This window comes from Hymenobacter defluvii, from assembly GCF_017589435.1.
Lineage (GTDB): Bacteria > Bacteroidota > Bacteroidia > Cytophagales > Hymenobacteraceae > Hymenobacter > Hymenobacter profundi.
Genome location: NZ_JAGETX010000010.1, coordinates 102,237 through 124,468, shown reverse-complemented (window position 1 = coordinate 124,468; position 22,232 = coordinate 102,237). Strand labels below are relative to the sequence as shown.

Here is a 22,232-nt window from a genome sequence, read left to right as displayed (position 1 = left end):
TGTTCTTGCAGAAGACGCGGGAGGCCAGCGTTACCAACAGCCGCAAACGACCGGCCGGCCGGCTTGTGCGAAAAATCAGTTGGGGTGTTTGCGGCTTGCTTCTTCTGGGTACTTATGTACTGGTCACCATTCAAACTTACAGCACAGAGGTTATTGCAGTACTTTACCCAGCCACTGTTAGCATCCTGCTACTGAGCAGTATGGTTGTTGGTAGTATGCGAGCTGCGCTGAAGAGAACGGCTTTTGGGCTGGGGAGTGAGGCAAGGGCCCAGAAAACCAGGTACGGGGTCAATTTTCAGACACGGGATGGCGGCTGGGTGAACATCCCTAATCCGTTCCGGGGAACGTTGGTATTCGGCGGCGCTGGGGCGGGCAAAACGTATTCCATTGGCGAGCCCATGGTCGAACAATTCATTCAAAATGGAATGTGCGGCCTCATCTACGACTTTAAGTTTCCGGTGCTGGCCAGTGCGGCGCAGAAAGCAATTGTTATGGCCGAGCAGCGGTATAAGCGTAAGAAAGAAAGCTTATTATACCGAGTTAGCTCATTGGCAGGAATAGCCCGTCCACTGAACGAGGTAGGGCGGCTGCGGCATCACATCATCAACTTCTCGGATATGGAGCGGACGGAGAAAGTCAATCCTATCCGGCCGGAGAACATGCCTGTCATTGCCTACGCCGCCGATGCGAGCAAGACGATATTGAAGAACTTAAATCCCGGTACGCACCGGGGCAGCGACGATTTTTTCGAGGCCAGTGCAGGCGCCTACCTGACGGCTATCATCTGGTTTTACCGCCAGAACTTCCCGCAGTTCTGCACACTGCCGCACGTGGTGGCCACCGCTGTATATTCTAACTACAAACACGTGCTCAGCATGCTCAGCACCGATACAGAATGTGCGGCCCTCATTGCCAGTTTGGTTACCGCCGTGCAGGAGAAAGCCGGCAAGCAGCTGGCGGGGGTAATTGCCACGTTGCAGCTGGCGCTCAGCACCATCAACAGCCCCGAAATCGTATGGGTACTGAGTCCGGATGAGGAGAGGGGAGAGGGGTTTTCGCTGAATCTGAATGAGCCGCAGGAGCCCAAGCTACTCACCATTGGCAACGATGCTTCCCTTAAAGCTACCTTTTCCCCGCTGGTTGCTCTGATTATCGGGATGGCGCTCAAGCTGATGAACCAGCAGCATAAGCATCCCAGCTTCGTGTTTCTGGATGAAGCTGCTACCATTATCATTCCGGATCTGGAGACGCTCCCAGCCACGGCCCGTAGCAATGAGGTGGCCATGGTGTACATGACCCAGGACAAGTCGCAGATGGTGGATGCGCTGGGTGCGGATAAAACAGAAGTGCTTGTGTCCAACCTGAACAATCAACTGATTGGCAAGGTAAACTCTATGACCACCGCAGAATACGTGTCGAAGATGATGGGGAAGCAGGATAAGGAGATGGTATCCGTGAGTGCAGGCAAGTCGCAGGGTGGGGCGACGAAGGGGAGCCACACCAACCGTAGCCTCAGTCACAGCGTGAGCTTCCAAGAGCGTAGCATTATTCAGCCTACGGATATGATTTCCTTGGAACAAGGAGAGTTTGTGGGCCAGACGGTAGAAACCGATCAGCCTTTCTTTCGGGCGACGTTCCTACGCAAAGAGTACCCAGGAAAGCATCCCATTCAACCTTTCGTCCAGTTCTCCCTAGCAATGGAAAGAGCGGAGCCAAACAGTGAGAAGGAGTTAGCCGAAGTGCTCAGCCAAACACCATCCAGCTCTCTTGGTGCGGCCGACGAACAGCCAGCCATTGCGCAACTTAGTTTGTTAGAACGTCGGAAATTAGCTCGCCAGGAGGCTCGGCGCCCAACTAATTTATCTGTGCAAAAGAGAATTCTTGATAAAAATTTTGAGCTGATTCAGGAAGATGTGTATACCATTATTCACTCCTTTTACAATCGACTGGGTGCTGCCGAAGTCCCAAACAATTCCTATCAGTACTGATGCAACTGACCCGCTGCAGTAAGGCGTTTGTTGCGGCGTTTTGCTTGTTAATTACGTATAAATGAATATCTTAACCGTGAACAATATGCATTCCAACACTTTCAACCCCAAGTTTGCGGCGAACGAGCAGACGTCCGAGCAACGGCAACACATTGTGGAACAGGCGTTGGCTATTAGCCGAAGTCAGGATCGGGAGCCAAGTGCGGAAGCGCATGCCCAATATGCCCGCTACATACAAGGCGAGCTAACAATGGAAGAGGTAGTAGCTGAGATTATGCAAAGTAAGATTTTGCGGGCGGCCAGTGGCTTTGCGCAAACTGGCAATTAGCTATGTTTCTACGGCGTTTTGTCGTAGCGTGTTAAAGTGTGTTTCTCGGGGCGTTTTCAGCTAAAGCAACCTAGTATAACCTAATGGATGGTTTCCTCGATGAAACAACAGGAGTATTAAAGAATAAGCTGGGCGTTGCCTCCGCTAAGGAATTAGAGCTATACGAAGCCGATTTTTCCGTTCCACGCATGGCGCAACTGCTGGGGGGAGCCAAAGAGTTAGCTGCTACATTCGATGCAGCATACTTTCGGGCCATTCACCAGCATATATTTCAGGATGTGTACCAGTGGGCCGGACAGACCCGAGCAGCAGGCGCATTCCAGGGGGAGAAACGTACGTTTGCTTACGCGAGCGAAAATGAATTTCAGCCGCGCGTCATGCGCTATGCTCCCTACACACAGATTGAGCAGCGCTTAGACGCTATCGGCGAGCAGCTACAGCGAGAAAACATCCTTCGGGGGCACTCCACGAAAGACACGTTTGCAGAGCGAGCCGCCTACTATTTCGATCAATTCAACCACACGCACGGCTTTCGGGAAGGCAACGGCCGCACGCTGCAAATAGCGTTTACCCAGCTTGGAAAGGAGGCCGGCTACGCTGTAGATTTCAGCAGGGTAGATCCACGCGAGCTAAATAAGGCGCGGGATCTAGCCATGCTTCGCCCGGCCGGACCTGAACACCCCGTTCAAAACCTGGCGGCGCTGGCGCAGCTGTTCAAACAGATTACAGAACCCCTACCCGGACCGGCTGCTGTGGCCGCCCGTGATCCGCAGCAAGCCCGGCCCGTGCTAGAGCCGTCTCCCATACTAAGCATGATGGAGAAGCTACGCGTGATGCAGGCCAGCTCCTACGAAGTAGGGGCAGGCCTACGCGACATAGACAGGGGGGACACTACCCGCGGCACTCAGTTGGTACGACAAGTAAATGACGTAATTTTTCAGCCTTACCGGGTAGCCGAACTGGGCAATCAGATACGAGCGGCGGCACGGGAAGTAGGAACGCATCCCGTGCTAAGCCAAGATGCGGAACTGGTGAAGGACACCCAGCGCTTGGCTGCTACTGTTATAGTTGTTCAGCACGTTGTGGCGCGCGAAACCTTTGTGGAGAAGGCGGATAAGCTAGCGAAAAGTCTTACGTCACACTGGCCCAAAGAAGCGGAAAGCTTGCGCCAAGTGGCAGCTGCAGTAGAGCATAACGCCCCACTAGGTACCGAAAATGGCAAGCCTGTGAATGTAGCCCTAGGATTGGCTCTGCAATTAACCGAGTTACGGAACGCTGGTCAGGAACTACACTATGCTACCAAAACATTGGTAGAGTTGCAGCAGCATCCCAGCATTGCCCAGCAGCTAGCCGTGCGTGTTCCTGGCAAAGACGCTGATGGCTTGGAACGGTGAATTAGGTCACGTGAATCAATTGATTAGTAAAGATGGTAGCGTAGCCCCACCCCATAGAAGCCTGGCCAACGGTCGATAAGGGCGTCCCCAAACAAGACGCTTTTGGTAGCGGTACCGACTAGCGAGAAATGATTCCCCACGAAGATATCCAGCTCTGCTCCAGCTTGTGGCCCGAAGGTAGCGCGTTGCGGATCTGTGCCCCTGTCCTGGCCATTGGTACCATTTTCACCGGTGCGTTCATAGCGCCCGACAACACCTACCAGCAGATGCAGATAAGCCGTTTCGCCAAGCCGGAACAGCTGCGGGGCAGCCAGCGCCGTGAGTCCGTAAGCTGAGTATTCGCCCTTAAGCCCTAGTGTGCCCCGCTCTCGAGTAGCGCCAAAGCGTAGAGACAAAGTATTGCTCACGAATCGATTATAGCTGATTTCCGCGTACGTACCCTTCTCGGTTCTACCGTAATGCGCGCCTACTGCTCCCACTCCCTTGATATGGCGCTGGGCCAGCGCAGGTAGCCACTTACCCGCGCCTACCATCAGGCAACCCACCAGTATCAGCCTCTTCATCATCTGGCTAGTTTCGGGTGCGTTGTTCGTCCAGCCGAATCAGAGATTGCGCCATCATGTTGTCGGCGTAGGCGGCCGAGGCAATCTGCTTGGCTTGCGACATGGTAGAAGATTCGGCAATCAATCGGTCGGCCTCCTGGCGGAGCTTCATGGCTTCCACCATGTTGTTGTTGGCGGTATTCATGGAAGCAATGCGTTCTGCCTCCGTCATCGAATAACGGTTGGGGTTCTTCAGCGTGGCTTGCAGCTCCACGCTCTGGGCCGTCATTTCGTCGGCAATCTTGTAGTACTGAAAGGCCGTCTCGATCTTCTTCTTGTTGACGCTTTCTTCCAAAGCAATAGTAGAGGCCACCTGTTCAGTACCCGACTGCTTATACTCATCATACGTCAGGCGTTTGGTGCTCGTCACATCTTGCTTATCAAACACTTCAAAAACGGTAGCCACATCCTTCTGCTGCGCACTTTCCAGCGCCTCTCTCAGGCGTTTGGCGCTATTCAGGCCGGGATAGTATGCGCTGCTCCGACCGATGCCGCTCAAGGCCATACCGTACGCGTAGAGCTGCGCCGGATTGGAAAGTCGCAAATCCTTCACGCTTGCCACCTTTTTCAAGTCCTCCTGAATTTGCTGCTGCAAGGCTAAACCACGGCTTTGCAGGTCTTTGATGTCGCCGCTGATGTCGCGAATTTTGCCGGAGATGTCACGGGTAACGCCCGCAATTTCTTTGGCATCGACGATGACTTTGTAGTTCTGTATTGTTTCAGCCCACTCCTTCAACTGCTTGGCAAACTGCGCGATGTGCGCGCCCATGTGCAGTGGATCATTCACGACAAACTGGGCGTAGGAGGGACCAGCAGGGGTTAATAAGGCGGCACTGGCTGCCAGGAGCACCAAAAACTTCTTTGCGTTCGGGTTCATGTGACAAAAAGAGTGAAGGTGAGAACTGCTTACTTGTCGTTGTTGAGAAAGGGTAGCGGAGCTGCACCGCCTACGTTGCTACTGCCTGTATCCGCATTGCTTACCTGCCCCGCTGTGGCGGTGGTGATGAGGATAGGATAGCCGTCCGGCAACAGCACGTCACGTAATCTTGACCCGGAGCGCGGCAAACGCTGAATAACTGAGGTGCCTATCCGGGCCGCGATACCGGCCGCGCTGTTGGCAGCAGATTGCGACCGGTCGATGGCGGCACCTAATTCGTTGAAGCCCGCCTGCTGCGCGCTCAACTGTATGCCTGTATTGGGGTTAACCGGCGCCTTCTTGCTAGGGTCAATCATAATGCCTGGCAAGTAATTGTAGTCAAATATTTTAGCTTCTACTCGGTAGGCGGCTAATCGATTGACGGTGATTGTTACCTGGTTGCTGTTAACCGAAGCAATGCCCGCGAAGACGGTATTTTTAGGAAACGTGACGCCACTGACTACGGCGTCTTCCGCAAGTCGGAGCAGCACGACGGAGCCCGAGCGTACTTTCTGCGCGCCGTTGACCAGGCACTTGTAAAAAACTTCGGGTACTAACTCGCCACTGCCCGTCCCGGCACTTCCTTGCCTGATCGTGTAGAAACCATCCATGCCAGGTAGGGCATTCAGCGCGGCGGTGCCCGCAGCTCTGTTCACTACAGTTGGCTCCCGGTAGCGCCGCCCGGTCATTTGCTCGTACACTTTGCGGGAAGCCTCTGGGGCCGCCGCCAGCATCTGGTTTACGTCCTCGTTGGTTTCGTACGGTACTCCGTCCGGTGCAACAGCGGTTGGTGACACCCGCGCTGCACGTACCCTACGGGCCTTACCAGCACTCGATTGTGCAAGCACCGGAGTACTACTCCTACGATTCTTAACTACTGCGGCTGTTGTCGGCTTTGCAGGAGGTGCCGGCGGTAATAGAATAGGCTCAGAAGGGCTGGTAGTAGCAATCATCTGTTGCTGTTGCGCGCGCTGCTGGGCTGCCCTTCCCACCGTATCAACCGGGAAGGCAGTGTGCGCCAATTGATCGGCGGTTGGTTTGACTTCCGTGCTGGCTTCGCGTCGCTCTATGTCTTCGCGGTGCGCCATCACTTCCGAAGCGGACGGCGGGGCTACCTCCTCCGTGGCAGGCTTTGGGACCACTTGCGCAATATTTGCCGAAGAGCCGGCAATAGGATCTTTACTCGCCTGATCCTCGCGCACCAACATTCGGGCGTAGAGCACCAGTCCACCAATCAGGCATATCAGAATCAAAAGAATAAGAGCCCACCAGTATGTTCGGGCAAGTTGGCCCAGACTAACGCTCTTCTTCTTGGGAGCAGTAACGGGCTGCCGAGGCTCTCCCATGACGGGCGTGCTTTCAGCTACGGGCGACTCGGCACCATCACCTTCATACACAGTATTCATTGGCTTGCAGCAGCGCCGTTACAGAGTGGAAGCTGTGTTGACTACTTTGGATGGTACCGGTAGCCGAAGCACCCGCGCCCCATTCAGTTCGCGTAAGGTCACTTCTAGAAAACCCTGGTCCGTGGCGGCAAATAGGGGGATGGCGTAGAGTAGGTAACCCGTGCTATTGCCAGCAATGATCTGGTTAGCAAGGCCGCCCGATGGAGCCAGTGGACGCCGGGCTTCATTCTTTTTCTTCCCCAAAAACTTCTTATCCGTATTCTCGACGAGCTCGAAATCGGTGAAATCCACGTTGTAGTCAATCGAGGATTTGTTGATGACTTTCAGCCGTAGATAGGTGAAATTCTTATCGTTGCGAATGTTGGCCAGGGACAATACCAAGCGGTTATCCATCACCGCCACCGCCTGGTGCTCTTCCTTGGCTTTGTCGAGTAAGGCCAGCTTATCTTCTAGTTGAGCTTTCTGCTCCGGGTCGCGGTCTAGTGCCAAAGCATTTGGGGGCAGACCCGTCGCAGGATTCTGGAAGTCGTACAGTTGAAGAACTGGGCTTTTAACAAACACTAGGCGGCCCATCCAGTATTTGCTGCCGTGCCGAACCAGGATAGGGGTAGGAGGCGGGTTTTTGCGGCGGGCCCGAACGAAGACGGCGTTAGCCTCAATCTTCACTAAGTAGTTGTTCAGCATGCCAACATCCACCAGGCTCACGCCCGCAGGAAACACCAGGTAAGTAGTTGAGCTATCCGACACGGCCACGTCCTGCAACGGGGTGGTCGACGCGGTGCTTGGCCGGGTTTCCGGTCGAACGACGGCTTCCTGCGCTAGCTTAGCTGTACCAAGCGGTAGGGGAGCGGGCAACGGACGTCGGGCAGCTGGTCGCCCAATGATTTGGGCTGTTGCAGCAGTAGAAAACGATAAGGCTAACAGTAGCGAGGTGGCAGCTAGCCACGCTGAAGTAATAGGTTTCATAAGCGTAGACTGACAGAGTAGAGGTTACTGGGCCGGCGTGGCGATGCCGTTCTGGCGAGCCGCTTCGGCTTGTTGCGCCGTCCGCTCGGCGGCCTGCTGGGCTAGTAGCTTGCGCTCCTCCTCGGAAACGGGTGGGTTGTAGGGGATGTAGTCGAAATTGCTGAGTAGCAGGCCAAATGGATTTGCTTCCGAGCGGTTGGTCTCAATCAGGGTGAAGCGAGCTGCCAGGGGTAGCGATTTGCTTTGCTGATCCCCAATGAAAATTCGTTGCCGGGTGTAGACAGTGCCAGTGTAGGGGCGGCGCTCCAGGTGTAGGGCGACGCTGTCTACACTGAGCGTAGCCCGGGCACCATAGCGCACGTAGTTGGCAAACACGTCGCTCTTCTTGAATCCTTCATAAATCCGCCGCCCGCCCGCATCATCAATTAGCGGCAGCGCCAAGTCCAGGTGCTGCTTGAAGCTGTACTGATCATGGGAGAACATAGTCGTCATGAACGTGCGCACCAAGTTGCGCGCTTCGAAGGCCGTGTGCTGGGTGTTGTTAAACAAATAGGGTAAAACCTCCGACTCGACCGGTTACGCGGGTTTGCTCGGCGGCTGCCAGGCGGCAATCAAGTCCATGTCAAATGGGGCTTCGGCCGGCAGGGGGTGGTCAGAGAAGTCATACTCGCCGTGCAGGTTCAGGTGGCGGTAGGAGAGCACGGCGAAGGGCGAGAGCGTGGCCAGGGTGGCGGCCTGCTGCTCGGGCGGCAGCCGGGCCAGGTGCTGGGAGAGGTGCAGGTAATTCCAGCAGATGATGGCGTTCATCAACAAGCGCTTGCAGGTCTCGGCCACCAGCTGCTCGGAGCGGGTGGCGGCGTGAAACTCCTGGTTGCGCCCGTGCCAGACGGCGTGGGCCAGCCGGTGGGCGCTCTCGCCCTTGTTGAGCTGCTTCTGGATGCGCTGGCGCAGTTCCACCTGGTCAACGTAGCGCAGCAGGAACTCGGTTTTAACCAGCCGGCCCAGTTCTTTCAGGGCCCGGTAGAGCGGGTGCTGGCGGGCGTAGGAGTTGAGGCGGCCGAACAGGCGGGAGGCCTCGCTGTGGCGCAGCTTCAGGGTGACGACCAGGCGCAGGACCTCGTCCCAGTGCCGGGCGATGCGCTCGGGGTCGAGGCGCGCGTCGGGCAGCAGCGTCTGGCCCAGTTGCCGGTGCGTGGCCACCGGCTCCCAGCTGTAGAGCTGCTGGTTGGTGAGCTGGCGGATGCGCGGCTCGTAGGCGATGCCCAGCATGCGAGTCACGGCGAAGATGACTTCGGTGTAGCCGTGCGTGTCGGTGCTGTGCACGTCGGTGGGCCGCACGGCGTGGCGCAGCAGCCCATCCAGCAGGTGCGTGGCCTCGCGGTCGGCGGCGCTGAACACGGTCGAGTCGAAGACGAGCAGCGTTTCGTCCACGTAGGAGTAGGCCGTCAGGCCGCGGCGGTTGCCGAAGTACTTGAACGAGGCGCTGCCGGCGAGCGAGTCCACAGCCAGGTCGTACTTCTGCCCGTCGCTGCTGCTGTGCAGCACGTCGGGGGAGCGCCGAAAGGCCTCGCGCAGGCGCAGCTGGCGGGTAAAGGCCAGAATCAATTCGTTGGCCTGGCGCAGGTTGTCGAGCGAGAAATGGGTGCTGGCCAGGCGCTGCAGGGCCGCCTCGTCCACTTGGGGCGCGACTTGTGCCAGGCGGCGCAGGCCCAGGTTGCAGCCCAGCCCCACCAGGGCGGCCAGCAGCTGCGACAAGGGCGGAGGCGTGCGGGCGTGTTTGCTGGGCAGCGAGCCGAAGGCCGTGTCAAACTGCGTCAGGCGAGCTACGCTGGTGAGCACCTCGCGCAGGGGCACCACCCGGTGGCGGGGAAATAGATGAGCCGGCAGGCGCGGCTGCTCGGCCGGCAGCCGGGGCGTGATCAGGCGGTAACGCCCGGCCGGGGTGCGGTGCGCGTGCGGGTTGTCAACTCCGCTCAGGTGGGCGTTCGTGGCGGCAAACTGGGCCTGCAGCTGCGCCTGTAGGGTCGTTTGGACCGTGGCAAAGTCGCGCCAGGCACTCAGGCCCGCCTGCTCCAGCAAGGCCTCGTGCTGCTTGGCCCACTGCGCGGCCGGCAGCAGGTAGTGCTCAAACGCCCGGTACTGGTAACAGCACGTAAAGTTGAGTTGGCCGGACTTGATGGCCGTGGCCATCTCCAAAAAGAGGAGGGCTTTATAAAGGGATGTGCGTAACCGACCTTGCGCATCGAGGACGTAGGCCCGTTGCGTGAGCGAGAGAAAGTCCAGCGGCACCTGCGCGCCCAGGTGCCCGTCGTGCTGCTGGTAGTAGTGCACGGCCCACCACAGGTCGGCGCGGGTGGTCGCTTCGTCGACGACCAGCGCTTTGACCAGGGCCCCGAGCTTGGTTTGCAGGCGCAGCGACGCCCCGGCCAACGCCTCGTGAAACAGCGCCTCGCCCGCCTGCTGCTCGGTGGCTTGGCGTAATTGCTCCAGCTGCTGGTGGTCTTCGCTCAGCTGCGCGGCCGTGACCTGGTGGCGCTGCAGCAGCGCGTCGATACGGGCCAGCTTCTGTTCGGCCGGCACGTCGGGGGCATCGACCAGGGCACGAATCTGGGTCAGCGCCTGCAGGTGTCGGTAACCCCGGCCCGTGACCTGGCTGGTCAGCTGCTGCGTGGCGGCGCGCTGCTGATAAAGCGTCTCCTTCACCTGCTCGCGGCATTGATTCGCGGCGCTGGTCGTGGTGTGCAGCAGCGTGTCGACCAGGGCGTCGCCGAGTTCGTAGTACTGGTGCACCACGAAGCTGAGCAGGTAGAGGTAGCGCCGCTCGTCGCGGCGGTAGAGTTGCGCGGCCTGGGCCCGCAGCACGTACTCGGCGTAGTAGGTGATGGCTTGGTCCGAGAGGCGCAGGCGCTGCCAGAGCGGCTGCAGCTGCTCGAAGAGCCGCCGCAGGGACGCGAAGTGCGTCACCCGTTCGCGGATTTCCCCGGGGCGCAGGCCCTGGCGAATGCGCTTGAGAAAGGTGAGCGGGTAGCGCCGGTCCGCCTCCGCTTCGCGGGCGTCGGGGTCGTCGGCGGCCAGCAGCCGGTCCAGCAAGCGCTGCTCGCCGGGCTGCAGGTGCTGCTGCACGCGGCGCAGCAGCCGTTTCTCGAACGCGAGCAGGGCCCGCGTGATGAGGTCGGCCAGCGTGTTGTAGGTGGGCAGCTCCAGCCGGTGCTCGTGCAGAAACAGCACCAGGTAATCGAAGACCGACGCCGGCTTCAGGTGCTGGCTGCTTAGGCGGACCGCCTCCTGGTACAGCCGGTCCGCCGCGGCCGCCTCGAACCGCGCAATACCCAGTTGCTCGCACAAGAGCTGCTGGTGGGCATAATAGCGGGCATCGGCGTAGCGAAGCGGGTCAAAGTCGGCGGGCCCCAGGCCCAGCTGCTGGGCCACGTACGCCACATCGGCCGCGTGGTAGCGGGTGGCCACGTAGAAGCGCTGGCTAATCTGGAAGTAGCCCAGCTGCAAGACAAACCCGACGCGGTTACCCGGCGCCAGCATCCGGGCCAAGTGAACATCCGCCCAATCCGGGACGGCAAAGACCCGGGCCTGCTCGGCCGCTGGTACCAGCGGGGGCTGCTCGTAGAGCTCACGTTCCTTGCCCAGGTGAATCCGCAGGTGCGTAGCCATAGAGGAGGCAAAAACCGATGGACTTAACGACCGTTATCCCTACCCGCCAATGATAGCGTTAACGTGCGTGTAAAGGTATCGAAACCCGGTACCTTTACGAAGCGCATTTACCTTATCGCTACCCTGCCCGTTTTGCCCATGCTATTTGGCTACGTCCGCGTCTCCACGAGCGCCCAATCGGCCGAGAGCCAGAAGAGCCTCATCGCCCGCTATCTGGTCGAGCACCGCTGGACCCTCGACGAGTGGATTGAAGTAGAAATGTCTTCCCGCCGCACCGCCGGGCAGCGCCGCCTGCCCGAGCTGCTGGCCAAGGTTGCTGCCGGCGATACGGTCATCGTCTCCGAGCTCTCCCGGCTGGGCCGCTCGCTGCGCGAAGTGCTGGGCCTGATTGAAGAGTTGATTCACCAGAAGCGGTGCCGGCTGATTCTGGTCAAGCAGGGCCTGGACCTGGACCCGCAGAATCACCGCGACATGACCCATAAAATCCTGCTCACCATTTTCGCCATGCTGGCCGAGCTGGAGCGGGACTTCGTTTCCGAGCGCACGAAGGAAGGCTTGCGGGCGCGGCGCGAGCAGGGCATCGTGCTGGGCAAGCCCAAGGGCGTGGTGCAGCCCTCCATGTACGACGCCGACCGCGAGCGGATTCTGCACCTGCACACGCTGGGCGTACCGCTCACCACCATCGTGGACGTGCACCTGAAGTACGGCAAGTACCTCTCCCTGAAAAACTACCTGGCCAAACTGCAGCGGTAACCGAGCCGAAATGCCGCCCCCTAACCGGACGACTCGGAGGTTTTACCCTATTTGTTTAACACCACCTAAATTACCTATATAATTATAATTTTTTTATATACTATGCGCCGTATGGGGTCTCTTTGGGAGCCAGCAGCCTATAGAAGAAAGCCCGCGGTCTGGTTGAGAAAAACGACTTCTCCAGCCAAACGCTAGCAGCTCAACAGCGCTAGCTTTCTTCTGCTTTTGCGAACCCAACTGATTCACGAAAAAACTGCGGCGATACGGCCGTATTTTTCTTGAAGAAGCGGCTGAAATAGTATTCATCCCCGAAGCCCAGCGCGAAGGCGATAGCCTTGACGGATTGACTGGTTAGGTACAGTTCGCGCTTGGCCTCCATAATGATTCGCTCCGTGATGAGTTGGCTGAGCGTCTTCTGATAATGGGACTTGACTAGGCGCGTTAGGCTTCGGGCGGGAACTCGTAACAGGTCGGCATACTCCCCGGCCGTGTGCAGGTGGCGGTAGTGCGTATTAATGGCATCTTGAAGTTGCTGCAGGAGCCAGGGCTCCCGGCCAGACGGGTTCTGCTCGGTGCCTAACGCGGGCTGTGCCGTACGAATACGGATAGCTTTCAGCAAAAAGAGCTTCAGATATAATACGATGGACTCTTGTTGTGCTACCTCTTGACGCCGTACTTCCTCTTGCATCACAGCTGCCAGGGCGGCAAATTCACGCACCGCCTCTGTTGTAACCGGGAAGAAGGGCGGCTCAAAAATTGTGTTGAACAAGATGCCATTGCTAGCTACCTCCTGCTGATGCCGGTAGATGCAGAAAAAGTCGGCATGAAAATCCAGGACCAGGCCCGCTACAGCGGTGCTGGCTTGGATAGTGTAAGGTTGGTAAGGGCCAAAACAACACAGCGTACTGCCAGCAAACAGGTAGGTGGCAAAGTTGGCGCGTAGCTCGCCGCTGCCCTGCGTAAGCAGAATGAGGGAGTAATAATTATTGCGTTGTAAGTAATTAAACGGGGTGTCGTCGCTAAAGGAGTAGCTTCGAAACGCTAATTCACCCGTGTGCGGATGAGTTAGCAGGAGACAGTCAATCGCCATCGCGTGAGAAGAATAGCAGCTAGCCAACCGGACGAACTGCCCGCCAGCCCCTAAAGCGACCTATGCCCAGGCATAGGTCGCTTTAGGGGCTGGTAATTATTTGGCAGCCAAGATAGCTACTTGTTCAATGACAGGCGGCACGGCCAGCAAGTCGGCCGCATGGGCCATCAACGCAGCGGCAATAGGGCCGTTAAGATGCGCCTGCCGGCCTGCTTCATCCGGAAAGGTATCAAAGATACCGAAGGTGGCCGGCGCCAGCTGAATAGCATACCAGGTTATGGTAGCCGGCTCTTGCTGAGCCAGGGGCAGAGCGCCCGTCAAAAAATCGAGTACTGCCTGCTCTTTACCGGGCTTCGCTTCGAGCCGGACCAGCAATCCTACATTCTTCATGGAAGTGGGGGTTAGGTGAATTGATATAACAAAGGTGCTGCCTCTCTGAAAGGATTAACATGGACGGACGCAACTAGTGGCTGGACAAAAAGACCATGGCCGCTTCAAACCAGTATATGAGCTCGTGTATCATGGTTTAACTGGCCCCGAATGGTGCAGTGGCTGTTGCAGAACTCGGCACGATGCAAAACGTGAAGGGCTGGAGGCTTCGAGCCAGGCTAGAAAAGAACATGAGCAGGCCGTTTAGCTAGGCTCAGTAACTATTCTACGTAGTTGCTGAGCTGCCTTGAGAATTCTGTAACAGCCACTGCACCTCGCTGAGGCCCCCTCTGTTGGTGCTGCACTACGAGTCGCAACGCAGCCTGGCCGCCGGCGGAAGGCTCCAAGTAATCTCAGCTTCCTGCCGTTAGGAAGAACTCATGCACCGCGCCGGCCGCCAGTAGTAGCAGGCGTTGGAGTTCGGTCATGACGAAGGCAGGAGGCAGAAATATATCTTCATCCCCTCTCCTGCTCAGCGGACGCCAGCTGAGCAGGAGAGGTTACAGTAATTTATCCAAGCTCACCGGCAGGTCGCGCACGCGCTTGCCGGTGGCGTGAAACACGGCGTTGGCGACGGCGGCGGCCACGCCGAGGAAGCCAATCTCCCCGATGCCTTTGACACCCAGCGGATTCACGATGTCGTCCTCTTCCTCGACCAGCACCACATCGATGGTGTCAATGTCGGCCATGACGGGAATGTGGTACTCGGCGAGGTTGTGGTTCATATAGCGGCCGAAGCCGTGGTCCATGATGGATTCTTCCATCAGGGCCATGCCAATGCCCCAGACCACCGAGCCCAGCACCTGACTGCGGGCGGTTTTGGGGTTGAGGATGCGGCCGGCGGCCACGGCGTTTACCACGCGCGTTACGTGCACCGTGCCCAGGTCCTCGTCCACTCTTACCTCCACGAACACGGCGTTGTGTGAGTGCATGGAGTAGGGCTGCTGTTTGAGCATATTGGGCCCCGTGGTGGCTTCGGCTTCCACTTTTTCCTCGCCGCTGGCGTCGAGAAGGTCAGCAATGACGACGCGGCGGCTGATGTCCTCATTGAGCCGGATTACCCCGTCCACAAACTGCACGTCCTCAAAAGCGGCGCCTTGCAGCGGCGAATCGGCCAGTTGCTGCGCCAGCTTGAGCAGCTTGTTGCCCAGCGCCTGGCAGGCGGCCTGCACGGCGGTGCCCACGGAGGCGGCCGTCCAGGAGCCGCCCTGCACGGGCGCTTCGGGCAGTTCGGTGTCGCCGAGGCGGAAGGTGACGGCTTCCAGCGGCAAGCCCAGGGTTTGGGCGGCAATCTGAGTCATGATGGTGTAGGTGCCGGTGCCGATGTCGTTGCTGGCGCTGCTCACCATCAGGTGGCCGGCGGCGGTGAGGCTGGCTTTGGCGGCGGCCTTCTGCTGCGTAGCGTCCCAGCAGCCGGTCGCCATGCCGTAGCCAATCAGCCAGTTGCCGTCGCGCATCGAGCGGGGGGTAGGGTTACGCTTTTCCCAGCCAAACCGGGCGGCGCCCTGGTGGTAGCACTCGCGCAGCTTCTTGCTCGAAAACTCCTTTTTCATGTTCTGGTCGCGCTCAGCATAGTTGAGCAACCGGAAATCGAGCGGGTCCACGCCAGCTTTGTAGGCCAGCTCGTCCATCGCCGATTCGAGGGCGAACGAGCCCGTGGCCGCGCCCGGCGCCCGCATGTCGATGGGCGAGTTGGCGTCAATCTTAGTCAACTGGTAGTCCAGCTTCACGTTCTCGCACTGGTAGAGCAGCCCCGACCAGTTCACGACGACTTCGGTGAAGTCTTCGAACTGCGAGGTTTCGGCCAGGGCGGCGTGGTGCACGGCTTCGAGGCCGCCGTTTTCGTTGGCGCCCAACTTGAGGTATTGCAGCGTGTGGGGGCGGTGGCCGAGGCTGAACATCTGCTGCCGCGTCAGCGACACGCGCACCGAGCGCTCCAGCGCCAGCGCCGCCAACACGGCCAGAAACACCTGATATTGGGGCCGCAGCCCGGCGCCGAAGGCACCGCCGGTGAACTTGGAAATCACCCGCGCCTCCTCCTTGCTGAGCCCGAAAATCTTCGTCAGGTACTGCTGCACGTTCATCGCGCCCTGCGTTTTGTCGAAGATGTTCAGCTTCTTGCCCTCACCCAGCCACTCGACGGTGGTGGCGAAGTTCTCCAGCGGGTTGTTGTGCTGGGCCAGGTGGATGTACTCGGCCTCGTGCTGATGGGCGGCGTTCTTATACGCCTCGTTGGGGTTGCCGCGGGGCTTGGGCGGCGGCATGAAGCCGGTTTTGCCGCGGCCGGGCTCGTAGCCGTCGTCGCGCTTTTTCTCAATATCGGTCTCGTGCGCCTCGGCCGCGTACTCAACGCGCAGCAGGGAGGCGGCGTAGCGGGCCAGTTCAAACGTTTCGGCTACAACCAGGGCTACGGGCTGCTGGCTGAACAGGATTTCGGCCGCGTGCAGGGGCCGGAACGGCGAGCCGCCGGGCGCCAAATCGTCTTTGTAGCTGCGGTCGAACCAAGCCAGTGAGGGCACGTTTTCGTGCGAGAACACCTGCAGCACGCCGGGTAGCGCCAGCACCTCGTCGGCGTGAATTTTGGTGATTTTGCCCTTGGCAATCGGGCTGCTCACGACGTAGCCGTAGAGCAGGTCGGGCACGTTGAACTCGGCGGCGTACTTGGCCGCGCCGGTTACTTTGGCCAAGCCCTCTACGCGGCTAACGGGCTTCCCAATATAGTCCGTGCCCAGGCGGATAACGGGCGGAGCGGCAATCGTCTGCTTCATGGTAGTAAGGGGGGGGGAGGGACGGGGCTGGCCCCGCCGTGGTATAAACAAGGCAGGGTGAAGGGTGCCGGTCAACGGCTGCGGCCAGCGCGGGCAGCCGGGCGGGGGCAAGGCCGCCCCTACGGATTGGAATTGAGGAAGGCGTTTTCGTCCAGCTCGTAATTCATCTCGGTCGCCTGCTTGAGGGCCCGCACCACGGCGCGCCGGGCCAACTCAATCTTGAAGTCGTTGGAGCCTTGGCCCACGGCTCCGTTCACAACCTGGTCGGCTGCTTGGCGAAAGGTCTCAACCGTAGCGGGCCGTCCTACCAGCAGCGCTTCGGCTTCTTTGCTACGCCAGGGCTTGTGGGCCACACCGCCCAGCGCCAGCCGCGCCTCCCGGATGGTGTTGCCGTCCAACTCCAGCGCCGCGGCTACCGACACCGCGGCGAAGGCATAGCTCGTGCGGTCGCGCAGCTTGAGATACGTAAAGTGCTTGGCAAACCCTTTTTCGGGCAGGTCCACGGCCGTTATCAACTCGCCGGGTTGCAGCGTGTTGTCCAGTTCCGGCCTCTCGCCGGGCAGGCGGTGAAAATCCTCAAACTTGATGCGGCGCTCGCCGTCCGGGCCACTCACCTGCACCACGGCTTCGAGGGCGGCCAGGGCCACGCACATGTCGGAAGGATGGGTCGCGATACACTGCTCACTGGCCCCCAGAATAGCGTGAATGCGGTTATAGCCGCCGATGGCGGAGCAGCCTGTGCCGGGTTCGCGCTTGTTGCAGGGCGTGGCCAGGTCGTAGAAGTAGTAGCAGCGGGTGCGCTGCATGAGGTTGCCGCCGTCGGTGGCCATGTTGCGCAGTTGCGGCGTGGCCCCGGCCAGGATGGTTTGGCTCAGCAGCGGGTAGTGCTTTTCCACTTCGGGGTGGTAGGCCGTTTCGGCGTTGGTGGCCAGCGCGCCCAGGCGCAGGCCGCCATCGGGCGCCCGCTCAATCTGGCTTAGCGGCAGCTTGTGCAGGCTGGTGAGGTGGGTAGGGCGGGCCACGTTTTCCTTCATCAAGTCGATGAGGTTGGTGCCGCCGCCCAGGTAGGCCGAGTTGTCGTGGCTGGCCTTGTCGCGCAGGGCCTCGTCAATGGCCGTGGCCTGGGTGAGGGTAAAGCTGTTCATATGCTGGGGCAGAAGAAGATTAGGCGGGAATAGTAGTCAGCGTGCCATTATTTACTACCGCCTGACGGTCAATAACCTCCATCACGGCCGATAGGATGTTGGTGTAGGCGCCGCAGCGGCAGAGGTTGCCGCTCATCAGTTCGCGTACTTCGTCCACGGTCTTGGCGCGGCCCTCGTTAATCAACCCCTGGGCCGAGCAAATCTGGCCGGGGGTGCAGTAGCCGCACTGGAAGGCATCGTGGTCAATGAAGGCCTGCTGCAACGGGTTCAGCTCCTCCTCGGTACCCAGCCCCTCGATAGTCTGAATGTCGCTGCCCTGGTACACGGTGGCCAGCGCCAGGCACGAGTTGATGCGCTTGCCGTTCACGAGCACCGTGCAGGCGCCGCACTGGCCGTGGTCGCAGCCTTTCTTGGTGCCAGTCAGGTCCAGGTACTCACGCAGCGCGTCGAGCAGGGAGGTCCAGGGCGCCAGCTGGAGGGTGTGGTCTTCGCCGTTCACGTGCAGCGTCACGGCTTGGGTGGGCACGATGGCCGCGGGCGAGCTATCAAGCGGTTTTTGGAGGACAGGGGTTGTAGGCATCGGGAAAGTAGGGGTAAGAGAGTGAGGGTAGGCAAGGAACGCAACACGAAGAGTGCGTTCGGAAATGTACTTATTGACACGCAGCTTGTTGGCGTGGCGTAAATTCAGAAACCGCTGTTTTAGGTTGCTTATCAACTGCCTTGCTGACGGGGAGGACCCGTGCCGGCCCAGCAAGAATATTTTCCGTTTTCTAATTTCCGAACATCCCCCAAGCTGATTCGCTAGTGGCAAAACGCGGCAGGTGGTCGTCGAAGCGGACAGCGAATCAAGGCGCGGGCTACCGCGTAGTACCAGCGCTACTTGTCCTGGTGAATATTGCCTAGGACTTACGCACTCTGCTAAGCAAGTACTTGAATGACTGGTTTTTGAAGTAACTGTCGCAAGTAGGGTGCCCATTGCTGTTGGTGAGCCTGATACATCGTCTGCCCCAAGCGCCGCGCATGTTGAGCAAGCGAAACCCAAGCCAAGTAACAACAGGTCAGGTGATTGCGCTGCGCGTTAGCTTTCCGGCACTGGCATTTCTCGGCCCCCGTCAACTGCTTGAAGCTCCGATGAAACTCCTCCACCTGCCAGCGCACCTGCACGGCATCGAGGACCATCTCCCGCGTCATATGAGCCGCTAAGTGGTTGGTAACGACCCATTCAATGTCGCCGTTTGTGGCCACCAGCTTGAAGAGTTTTACCGCAAAGGGTACTTCCTGCAACCGCACCTCGACGCCCTTGCTCCAGCCCTGCGCGGGCGGCTCCAGGGTGTCCAGGGCTTGATAGCCGGTTTCCTTCGCTACGCTCACCTGACGGTTGCTTTTCAAGGTCGTAAAAAAGGTCCAGCCCGCGCGGTGAATCTTTTTTAAATTCGTGCTCCCAGCATACCAGCTGTCAAATAAGAGTGTGCGCGCCAGTAGCTTATCTTCTTTTACCACTTGGTCGAACATATCCACAAAGTGGTCATTTTTCGTTTTCCGGTCCTGGTCCGGGGCGTACACGCGATAGTCCAGCGGCAGGAAATCCCCGGCTTGCCCGCTGCTGTGGACCAGATTAACCAGGCCAATGCCCCGCACCATGCCGTGGACATTACCCGAATATTGACGTTTGGTCAATTCGATGAAGCGACTGTAGCGTTTGTCCTGCACGCTGTCGTCGACCAGCAAAAAGGCCTCGGGCGAGTCGTGCAACAGGGGCTGCACTAGCTGCCGTAATTGGCTGACCGGCAGGGTGCTGGTGCGTAAAAAGCGGTTCACCTGGTCGTGGCTGATGTCAGGCAGATGGTCGGCCAGGTTGGTACAGGTGTAGTTTTTAGGCGTACTGAGCAAATACTCGATGTAGTGGGTTTGGGTCAACATAGCAGCAACGTTTTACCTAAAATAACCCCATTTTGCGTAAGTCCTATTGCCTTCTGGTTTCGCCGGCGCTGGTACAACAAGGAGCCGGCGGTGGGCCCATTTCCCGACGCCCATCAACGCCTCAAGAGTACCCTGTAGCCGCCAGTTGCGTAGCCCGCTGTCCGCCCTAGCGGGAATTTCTGTTCCTGCTTTAGCGCGCCCCCTATCAGAAGGCCGGCTTGCAAGCGGCCGGTTTGCGGTGGGCGTGAACGACGACGTTGTGGCGGACGCCGTGAGCAAGGTGGCGTCAGCACGGCGCGTCCACCCGTTTGGGTTGGTTCAAGCTACCACTGAAACGACGGACCGCAACAGGATGAGCCTGCTACGGTCCGTCGTTTCAAAACCGCGCCCGGCTCCGGTTTCCGGGCTTGCCGCTTATTTCTTGTTGCTGCTCGTTTTGCCGGGTTTCAGCACCACCTTCGTCCAGCCCTTGTCACGGGCGTTAAAGTGCTTGTAGGCATCGGGGGCCTCGTCTAGGGAAAGCTCGTGGGAGACGATGGCGGACGGCTTCGCTTTACCGGAAGATATCAGCGCACAAAGCTCCCGGTTGTACGATTTGACGTTGGCTTGGCCCGTGGCGATGCTTTGCCCCTTCATCCAGAAGCTGCCAAAGTCGAAGTCCATGTGGCCTTTTTTCTGCAGTTCCTCTTTGGACTTCGGGTCTTCCTGCACAAAAACGCCCACCACGCCAATGGAGCCGGTCGCTTTCACCGCCTGGACCAGTTCGTTCATCGTGACGTTCGACTGTTCCTGACCGTGTTTGTTGCAGCACTGGTAGCCCACGCATTCGCAGCCCCGGTCGGCCCCCTGCCCGTCCGTCAAGTCCAGCACCTGGTCCACGGCCGAGCCTTTCGACATGTCGATGGGGATGCCCCCCAATTCCTCCGCTAGCCGCAACCGGTCGGGGTGGCTGTCCACCACCATGATTTTGTCGGCACCTCTTATGCGGGCCGACAGCGTGGCCATGAGCCCAACCGGCCCGGCACCGTAAATGACCACCGATTCGCCCGGTTTTACCCCCGCCAGTTCCGTGGCGTGGTAGCCCGTCGGGAAGATGTCGGAAAGCATAGCGTAGTCGTTTTCCTTCTCGCTGGCATCCTCGGGCAATATCAGGCAGTTGAAATCCCCGTATGGCACGCGCAAGTATTCAGCCTGCCCGCCCTCATACGGTCCCATGCCGGCGAAGCCATAGGCCGCCCCGGCAAAACCGGGGTTCATCGTCAGACAAAACGCAGTGAGTTTGCGCTCACAATTTTTACAGTGGCCACAACCAATATTAAACGGCATGCACACCATGTCACCCACTTTGACCTTCATCACTGCCTTACCGACCTCAACAACCCGGCCCATGTTCTCGTGGCCAAAAATCCGGCCGGCTTCGATGTTGGTGCGGCCATCGTACATATGCAGGTCGGAGCCACAAATGTTGGTGGTAGTTATCTGAACCAGCACGTCAGTGGGTTGCTCAATTTCAGGGTCGGGCATTTCGGACACGCGCACGTCCAAGGGGCCGTAATAAACAAGTGCTTTCATGAGATTGAGCTTAAATGGTTGACTTACTCCTCACAGCAACGGCATTATCGGCAGAAGGTTAACTTTTTCTTTTTTGCGGATGAACAACTCCTCCCGTTGGTATGGTTGAGGTTGTCGATTCAGCCAGTAAAGCCCGGGGTGGTCCAGCTAAGCTGGACCACCCCGGGCAGTGGTGTACAGAGATTTATGGAGAGCATCAAACGTGGGGGGCAGTCGGGCAATATCCAAGGTAGGAGGACAAGGGGCGGCTGAACGGCACCTCGCTTTCACCAGGAAGTACGACTTCCCACGTTAAGCCAGGAGGCGGGTGAGCACCACTGCCCCCCACTTCTTGATGCTCTCCAACGCTATGATGAACTGCACGAAGTCTGCGCCGGCCTCTGGAGTGTTCACCTAACACCTTACTTGCTCCATCGCAACACATCTACTATAGAGCGGAGGTACGGAGGAGTACGTACTAACGGATAGTGGGGCTGACATGCCGAGCTATGCTCGGATTTTACCCGTGCAGCCCCGCCCACTAAGACGTGTAACTTGGCCGAACGCAAAGCAGCCGGACCACCTCAAGAGCAATCCGGCTGCAAGGCTTACGGCAGATGGCTAGGCCACTACTGATTTTCTACGGCGTGCATACCCGCTTCGGCCACCGCATGGTCGTTCTCCACAGTGCTGCCCGAAACCCCGATGGCCCCAATCACGCGGCCGTTGGCGTCGAGAATAGGAATGCCACCCGGGAAGGTAATCAGGCCGCCATTGGAGTGCTCAATGTTGTAAAGCGAGCCGCCGGGTTGAGAAGCCTGACCCAGGTCGCCGGTGGGCATATTAAAATAGCGCGCCGTTTTAGCTTTTCGAATGGCAATGTCAATGGAGCCCAGCCAGGCATCATCCATCCGGATGAAGGCCGTGAGGTTGGCGCCAGCATCCACCACGGCAATATTCATTTTCACGCCCAGGTCCAGGGCCTTCTGGTGGGCGGCATGGACGGCTTGTTGGGCTAATTCAAGGGAGATATCCATAAAATTGAATGATGAGAGGCGAAAACGAGAAAGGCTTCTGCCGATAAACAGTATTTCAGTTAGAGTTGTTGCGATTGAGAGCGGTTTTTTTGGGCATGAAACTCTTGATTACAGAACTGCGCACCGTGTGGCAATGGCGGGCAGCGACCGGCCTGGATGCGGTGCGCTTTGACGCGTTGGTGCCGGGGTTCTTTTGCCAAAAGGGCGGATTTACACGCTAAGCCCGGTTATCAAAGAAGGTTATAGTACTGCCTGAGAAAGACTGATGCTACG

At 58.6% G+C, this 22,232-nt stretch carries 19 protein-coding genes; 5 read left to right on the top strand and 14 right to left on the bottom strand.

Annotated elements, in window-relative coordinates; all coding sequences use genetic code 11:
* Positions 1–317 precede the first annotated feature (317 nt).
* The 3 genes from J4D97_RS16635 (at position 318) to J4D97_RS16625 (ending at position 3,710) form a co-directional block, all read left to right on the top strand.
* Positions 318–1,988 carry a TraM recognition domain-containing protein gene (locus tag J4D97_RS16635; protein WP_208308547.1) on the top strand — a complete coding sequence of 557 codons (1,671 nt, stop codon included), beginning with the start codon at positions 318–320 and terminating at the stop codon, positions 1,986–1,988.
* An 85-nt stretch (positions 1,989–2,073) separates the two neighbouring features.
* Positions 2,074–2,316: an antitoxin VbhA family protein gene (locus J4D97_RS16630; RefSeq protein ID WP_187320672.1), complete on the top strand. Its 243-nt coding sequence runs from the start codon at positions 2,074–2,076 to the stop codon at positions 2,314–2,316.
* A gap of 83 nt (positions 2,317–2,399) precedes the next feature.
* Positions 2,400–3,710, top strand: coding sequence for a Fic/DOC family protein (locus J4D97_RS16625; protein WP_208308546.1), 1,311 nt, complete (start codon positions 2,400–2,402; stop codon positions 3,708–3,710).
* A 23-nt stretch (positions 3,711–3,733) separates the two neighbouring features.
* Here J4D97_RS16625 and J4D97_RS16620 read toward each other — a convergent pair whose 3' ends face one another.
* From J4D97_RS16620 to J4D97_RS16595, 6 genes are read right to left on the bottom strand one after another with little or no spacing between them, the layout of a single operon-like run.
* Positions 3,734–4,276: a hypothetical protein gene (locus tag J4D97_RS16620; protein WP_208308545.1), complete on the bottom strand. Its 543-nt coding sequence runs from the start codon at positions 4,274–4,276 to the stop codon at positions 3,734–3,736.
* Between the two features lie 4 nt (positions 4,277–4,280).
* Entirely contained in the window at positions 4,281–5,189 is a 909-nt protein-coding gene (locus J4D97_RS16615) for a hypothetical protein (protein ID WP_208308544.1), read from the bottom strand.
* A gap of 29 nt (positions 5,190–5,218) precedes the next feature.
* On the bottom strand, positions 5,219–6,634 hold the full coding sequence (gene traM / locus J4D97_RS16610; RefSeq protein ID WP_208308543.1) for a conjugative transposon protein TraM: 1,416 nt from the start codon (positions 6,632–6,634) through the stop codon (positions 5,219–5,221).
* Between the two features lie 18 nt (positions 6,635–6,652).
* Positions 6,653–7,600, bottom strand: a complete 948-nt coding sequence (locus J4D97_RS16605; protein WP_208308542.1) for a DUF4138 domain-containing protein — start codon at positions 7,598–7,600, stop codon at positions 6,653–6,655.
* A 24-nt stretch (positions 7,601–7,624) separates the two neighbouring features.
* On the bottom strand, positions 7,625–8,149 hold the full coding sequence (locus J4D97_RS16600) for a hypothetical protein (RefSeq protein ID WP_208308541.1): 525 nt from the start codon (positions 8,147–8,149) through the stop codon (positions 7,625–7,627).
* Positions 8,150–8,176: 27 nt separating this feature from the next.
* Positions 8,177–11,266 (bottom strand): Tn3 family transposase, encoded by a 3,090-nt coding sequence (locus J4D97_RS16595; RefSeq protein ID WP_208308540.1) that lies wholly within the window; start codon positions 11,264–11,266, stop codon positions 8,177–8,179.
* Between the two features lie 63 nt (positions 11,267–11,329).
* On the opposite strand from J4D97_RS16595, the gene J4D97_RS16590 reads away from it, so the two are divergent.
* Positions 11,330–12,019, top strand: coding sequence for a recombinase family protein (locus J4D97_RS16590; RefSeq protein WP_347879359.1), 690 nt, complete (start codon positions 11,330–11,332; stop codon positions 12,017–12,019).
* A gap of 208 nt (positions 12,020–12,227) precedes the next feature.
* Here J4D97_RS16590 and J4D97_RS16585 read toward each other — a convergent pair whose 3' ends face one another.
* The 8 genes from J4D97_RS16585 to J4D97_RS16550 all read right to left on the bottom strand — a co-directional run bounded on the left by J4D97_RS16585 (position 12,228) and on the right by J4D97_RS16550 (position 21,959).
* The gene (locus J4D97_RS16585; RefSeq protein ID WP_019949547.1) at positions 12,228–13,109 is read right to left on the bottom strand and encodes a helix-turn-helix domain-containing protein; all 882 of its coding nucleotides are present in this window, start codon (positions 13,107–13,109) and stop codon (positions 12,228–12,230) included.
* 96 nt (positions 13,110–13,205) lie between these two features.
* Positions 13,206–13,499: a putative quinol monooxygenase gene (locus tag J4D97_RS16580; RefSeq protein ID WP_019949546.1), complete on the bottom strand. Its 294-nt coding sequence runs from the start codon at positions 13,497–13,499 to the stop codon at positions 13,206–13,208.
* Positions 13,500–14,038: 539 nt separating this feature from the next.
* Entirely contained in the window at positions 14,039–16,306 is a 2,268-nt protein-coding gene (locus J4D97_RS16575; RefSeq protein ID WP_208308539.1) for a xanthine dehydrogenase family protein molybdopterin-binding subunit, read from the bottom strand.
* A gap of 119 nt (positions 16,307–16,425) precedes the next feature.
* Positions 16,426–17,451 carry an FAD binding domain-containing protein gene (locus J4D97_RS16570; RefSeq protein WP_208308538.1) on the bottom strand — a complete coding sequence of 342 codons (1,026 nt, stop codon included), beginning with the start codon at positions 17,449–17,451 and terminating at the stop codon, positions 16,426–16,428.
* A gap of 19 nt (positions 17,452–17,470) precedes the next feature.
* Entirely contained in the window at positions 17,471–18,031 is a 561-nt protein-coding gene (locus tag J4D97_RS16565; protein ID WP_208308537.1) for a (2Fe-2S)-binding protein, read from the bottom strand.
* A 338-nt stretch (positions 18,032–18,369) separates the two neighbouring features.
* Positions 18,370–19,371, bottom strand: a complete 1,002-nt coding sequence (locus J4D97_RS16560; protein WP_208308536.1) for an IS701 family transposase — start codon at positions 19,369–19,371, stop codon at positions 18,370–18,372.
* A 414-nt stretch (positions 19,372–19,785) separates the two neighbouring features.
* Positions 19,786–20,943 (bottom strand): glutathione-independent formaldehyde dehydrogenase, encoded by a 1,158-nt coding sequence (locus tag J4D97_RS16555; protein ID WP_208308535.1) that lies wholly within the window; start codon positions 20,941–20,943, stop codon positions 19,786–19,788.
* Positions 20,944–21,551: 608 nt separating this feature from the next.
* Complete coding sequence (locus J4D97_RS16550; RefSeq protein WP_208308534.1) at positions 21,552–21,959, bottom strand: GlcG/HbpS family heme-binding protein; 408 nt, start codon at positions 21,957–21,959, stop codon at positions 21,552–21,554.
* 95 nt (positions 21,960–22,054) lie between these two features.
* Between J4D97_RS16550 and J4D97_RS23770 the strand changes: the two genes are divergently transcribed.
* A complete protein-coding gene (locus tag J4D97_RS23770; RefSeq protein WP_279592452.1) occupies positions 22,055–22,180 on the top strand; it encodes a hypothetical protein in 126 nt (41 codons plus the stop codon).
* Positions 22,181–22,232 lie beyond the last annotated feature (52 nt).

Excerpts from the sequence above, each read along its gene's own strand:
- J4D97_RS16555 (WP_208308535.1), bottom strand. The coding sequence starts at position 20,943 with ATGAAAGCACTTGTTTATTACGGCCCCTTGGACGTGCGCGTGTCCGAA.
- J4D97_RS16595 (WP_208308540.1), bottom strand. The coding sequence starts at position 11,266 with ATGGCTACGCACCTGCGGATTCACCTGGGCAAGGAACGTGAGCTCTAC.
- J4D97_RS16620 (WP_208308545.1), bottom strand. The coding sequence starts at position 4,276 with ATGATGAAGAGGCTGATACTGGTGGGTTGCCTGATGGTAGGCGCGGGT.
- J4D97_RS16615 (WP_208308544.1), bottom strand. The coding sequence starts at position 5,189 with ATGAACCCGAACGCAAAGAAGTTTTTGGTGCTCCTGGCAGCCAGTGCC.
- J4D97_RS16625 (WP_208308546.1), top strand. The coding sequence starts at position 2,400 with ATGGATGGTTTCCTCGATGAAACAACAGGAGTATTAAAGAATAAGCTG.
- J4D97_RS16575 (WP_208308539.1), bottom strand. The coding sequence starts at position 16,306 with ATGAAGCAGACGATTGCCGCTCCGCCCGTTATCCGCCTGGGCACGGAC.
- J4D97_RS16605 (WP_208308542.1), bottom strand. The coding sequence starts at position 7,600 with ATGAAACCTATTACTTCAGCGTGGCTAGCTGCCACCTCGCTACTGTTA.
- J4D97_RS16570 (WP_208308538.1), bottom strand. The coding sequence starts at position 17,451 with ATGAACAGCTTTACCCTCACCCAGGCCACGGCCATTGACGAGGCCCTG.
- J4D97_RS16560 (WP_208308536.1), bottom strand. The coding sequence starts at position 19,371 with ATGTTGACCCAAACCCACTACATCGAGTATTTGCTCAGTACGCCTAAA.
- J4D97_RS16580 (WP_019949546.1), bottom strand. The coding sequence starts at position 13,499 with ATGAAGAATGTAGGATTGCTGGTCCGGCTCGAAGCGAAGCCCGGTAAA.
- J4D97_RS16585 (WP_019949547.1), bottom strand. The coding sequence starts at position 13,109 with ATGGCGATTGACTGTCTCCTGCTAACTCATCCGCACACGGGTGAATTA.
- J4D97_RS16550 (WP_208308534.1), bottom strand. The coding sequence starts at position 21,959 with ATGGATATCTCCCTTGAATTAGCCCAACAAGCCGTCCATGCCGCCCAC.
- J4D97_RS23770 (WP_279592452.1), top strand. The coding sequence starts at position 22,055 with ATGAAACTCTTGATTACAGAACTGCGCACCGTGTGGCAATGGCGGGCA.
- J4D97_RS16630 (WP_187320672.1), top strand. The coding sequence starts at position 2,074 with ATGCATTCCAACACTTTCAACCCCAAGTTTGCGGCGAACGAGCAGACG.
- J4D97_RS16565 (WP_208308537.1), bottom strand. The coding sequence starts at position 18,031 with ATGCCTACAACCCCTGTCCTCCAAAAACCGCTTGATAGCTCGCCCGCG.
- traM (WP_208308543.1), bottom strand. The coding sequence starts at position 6,634 with ATGAATACTGTGTATGAAGGTGATGGTGCCGAGTCGCCCGTAGCTGAA.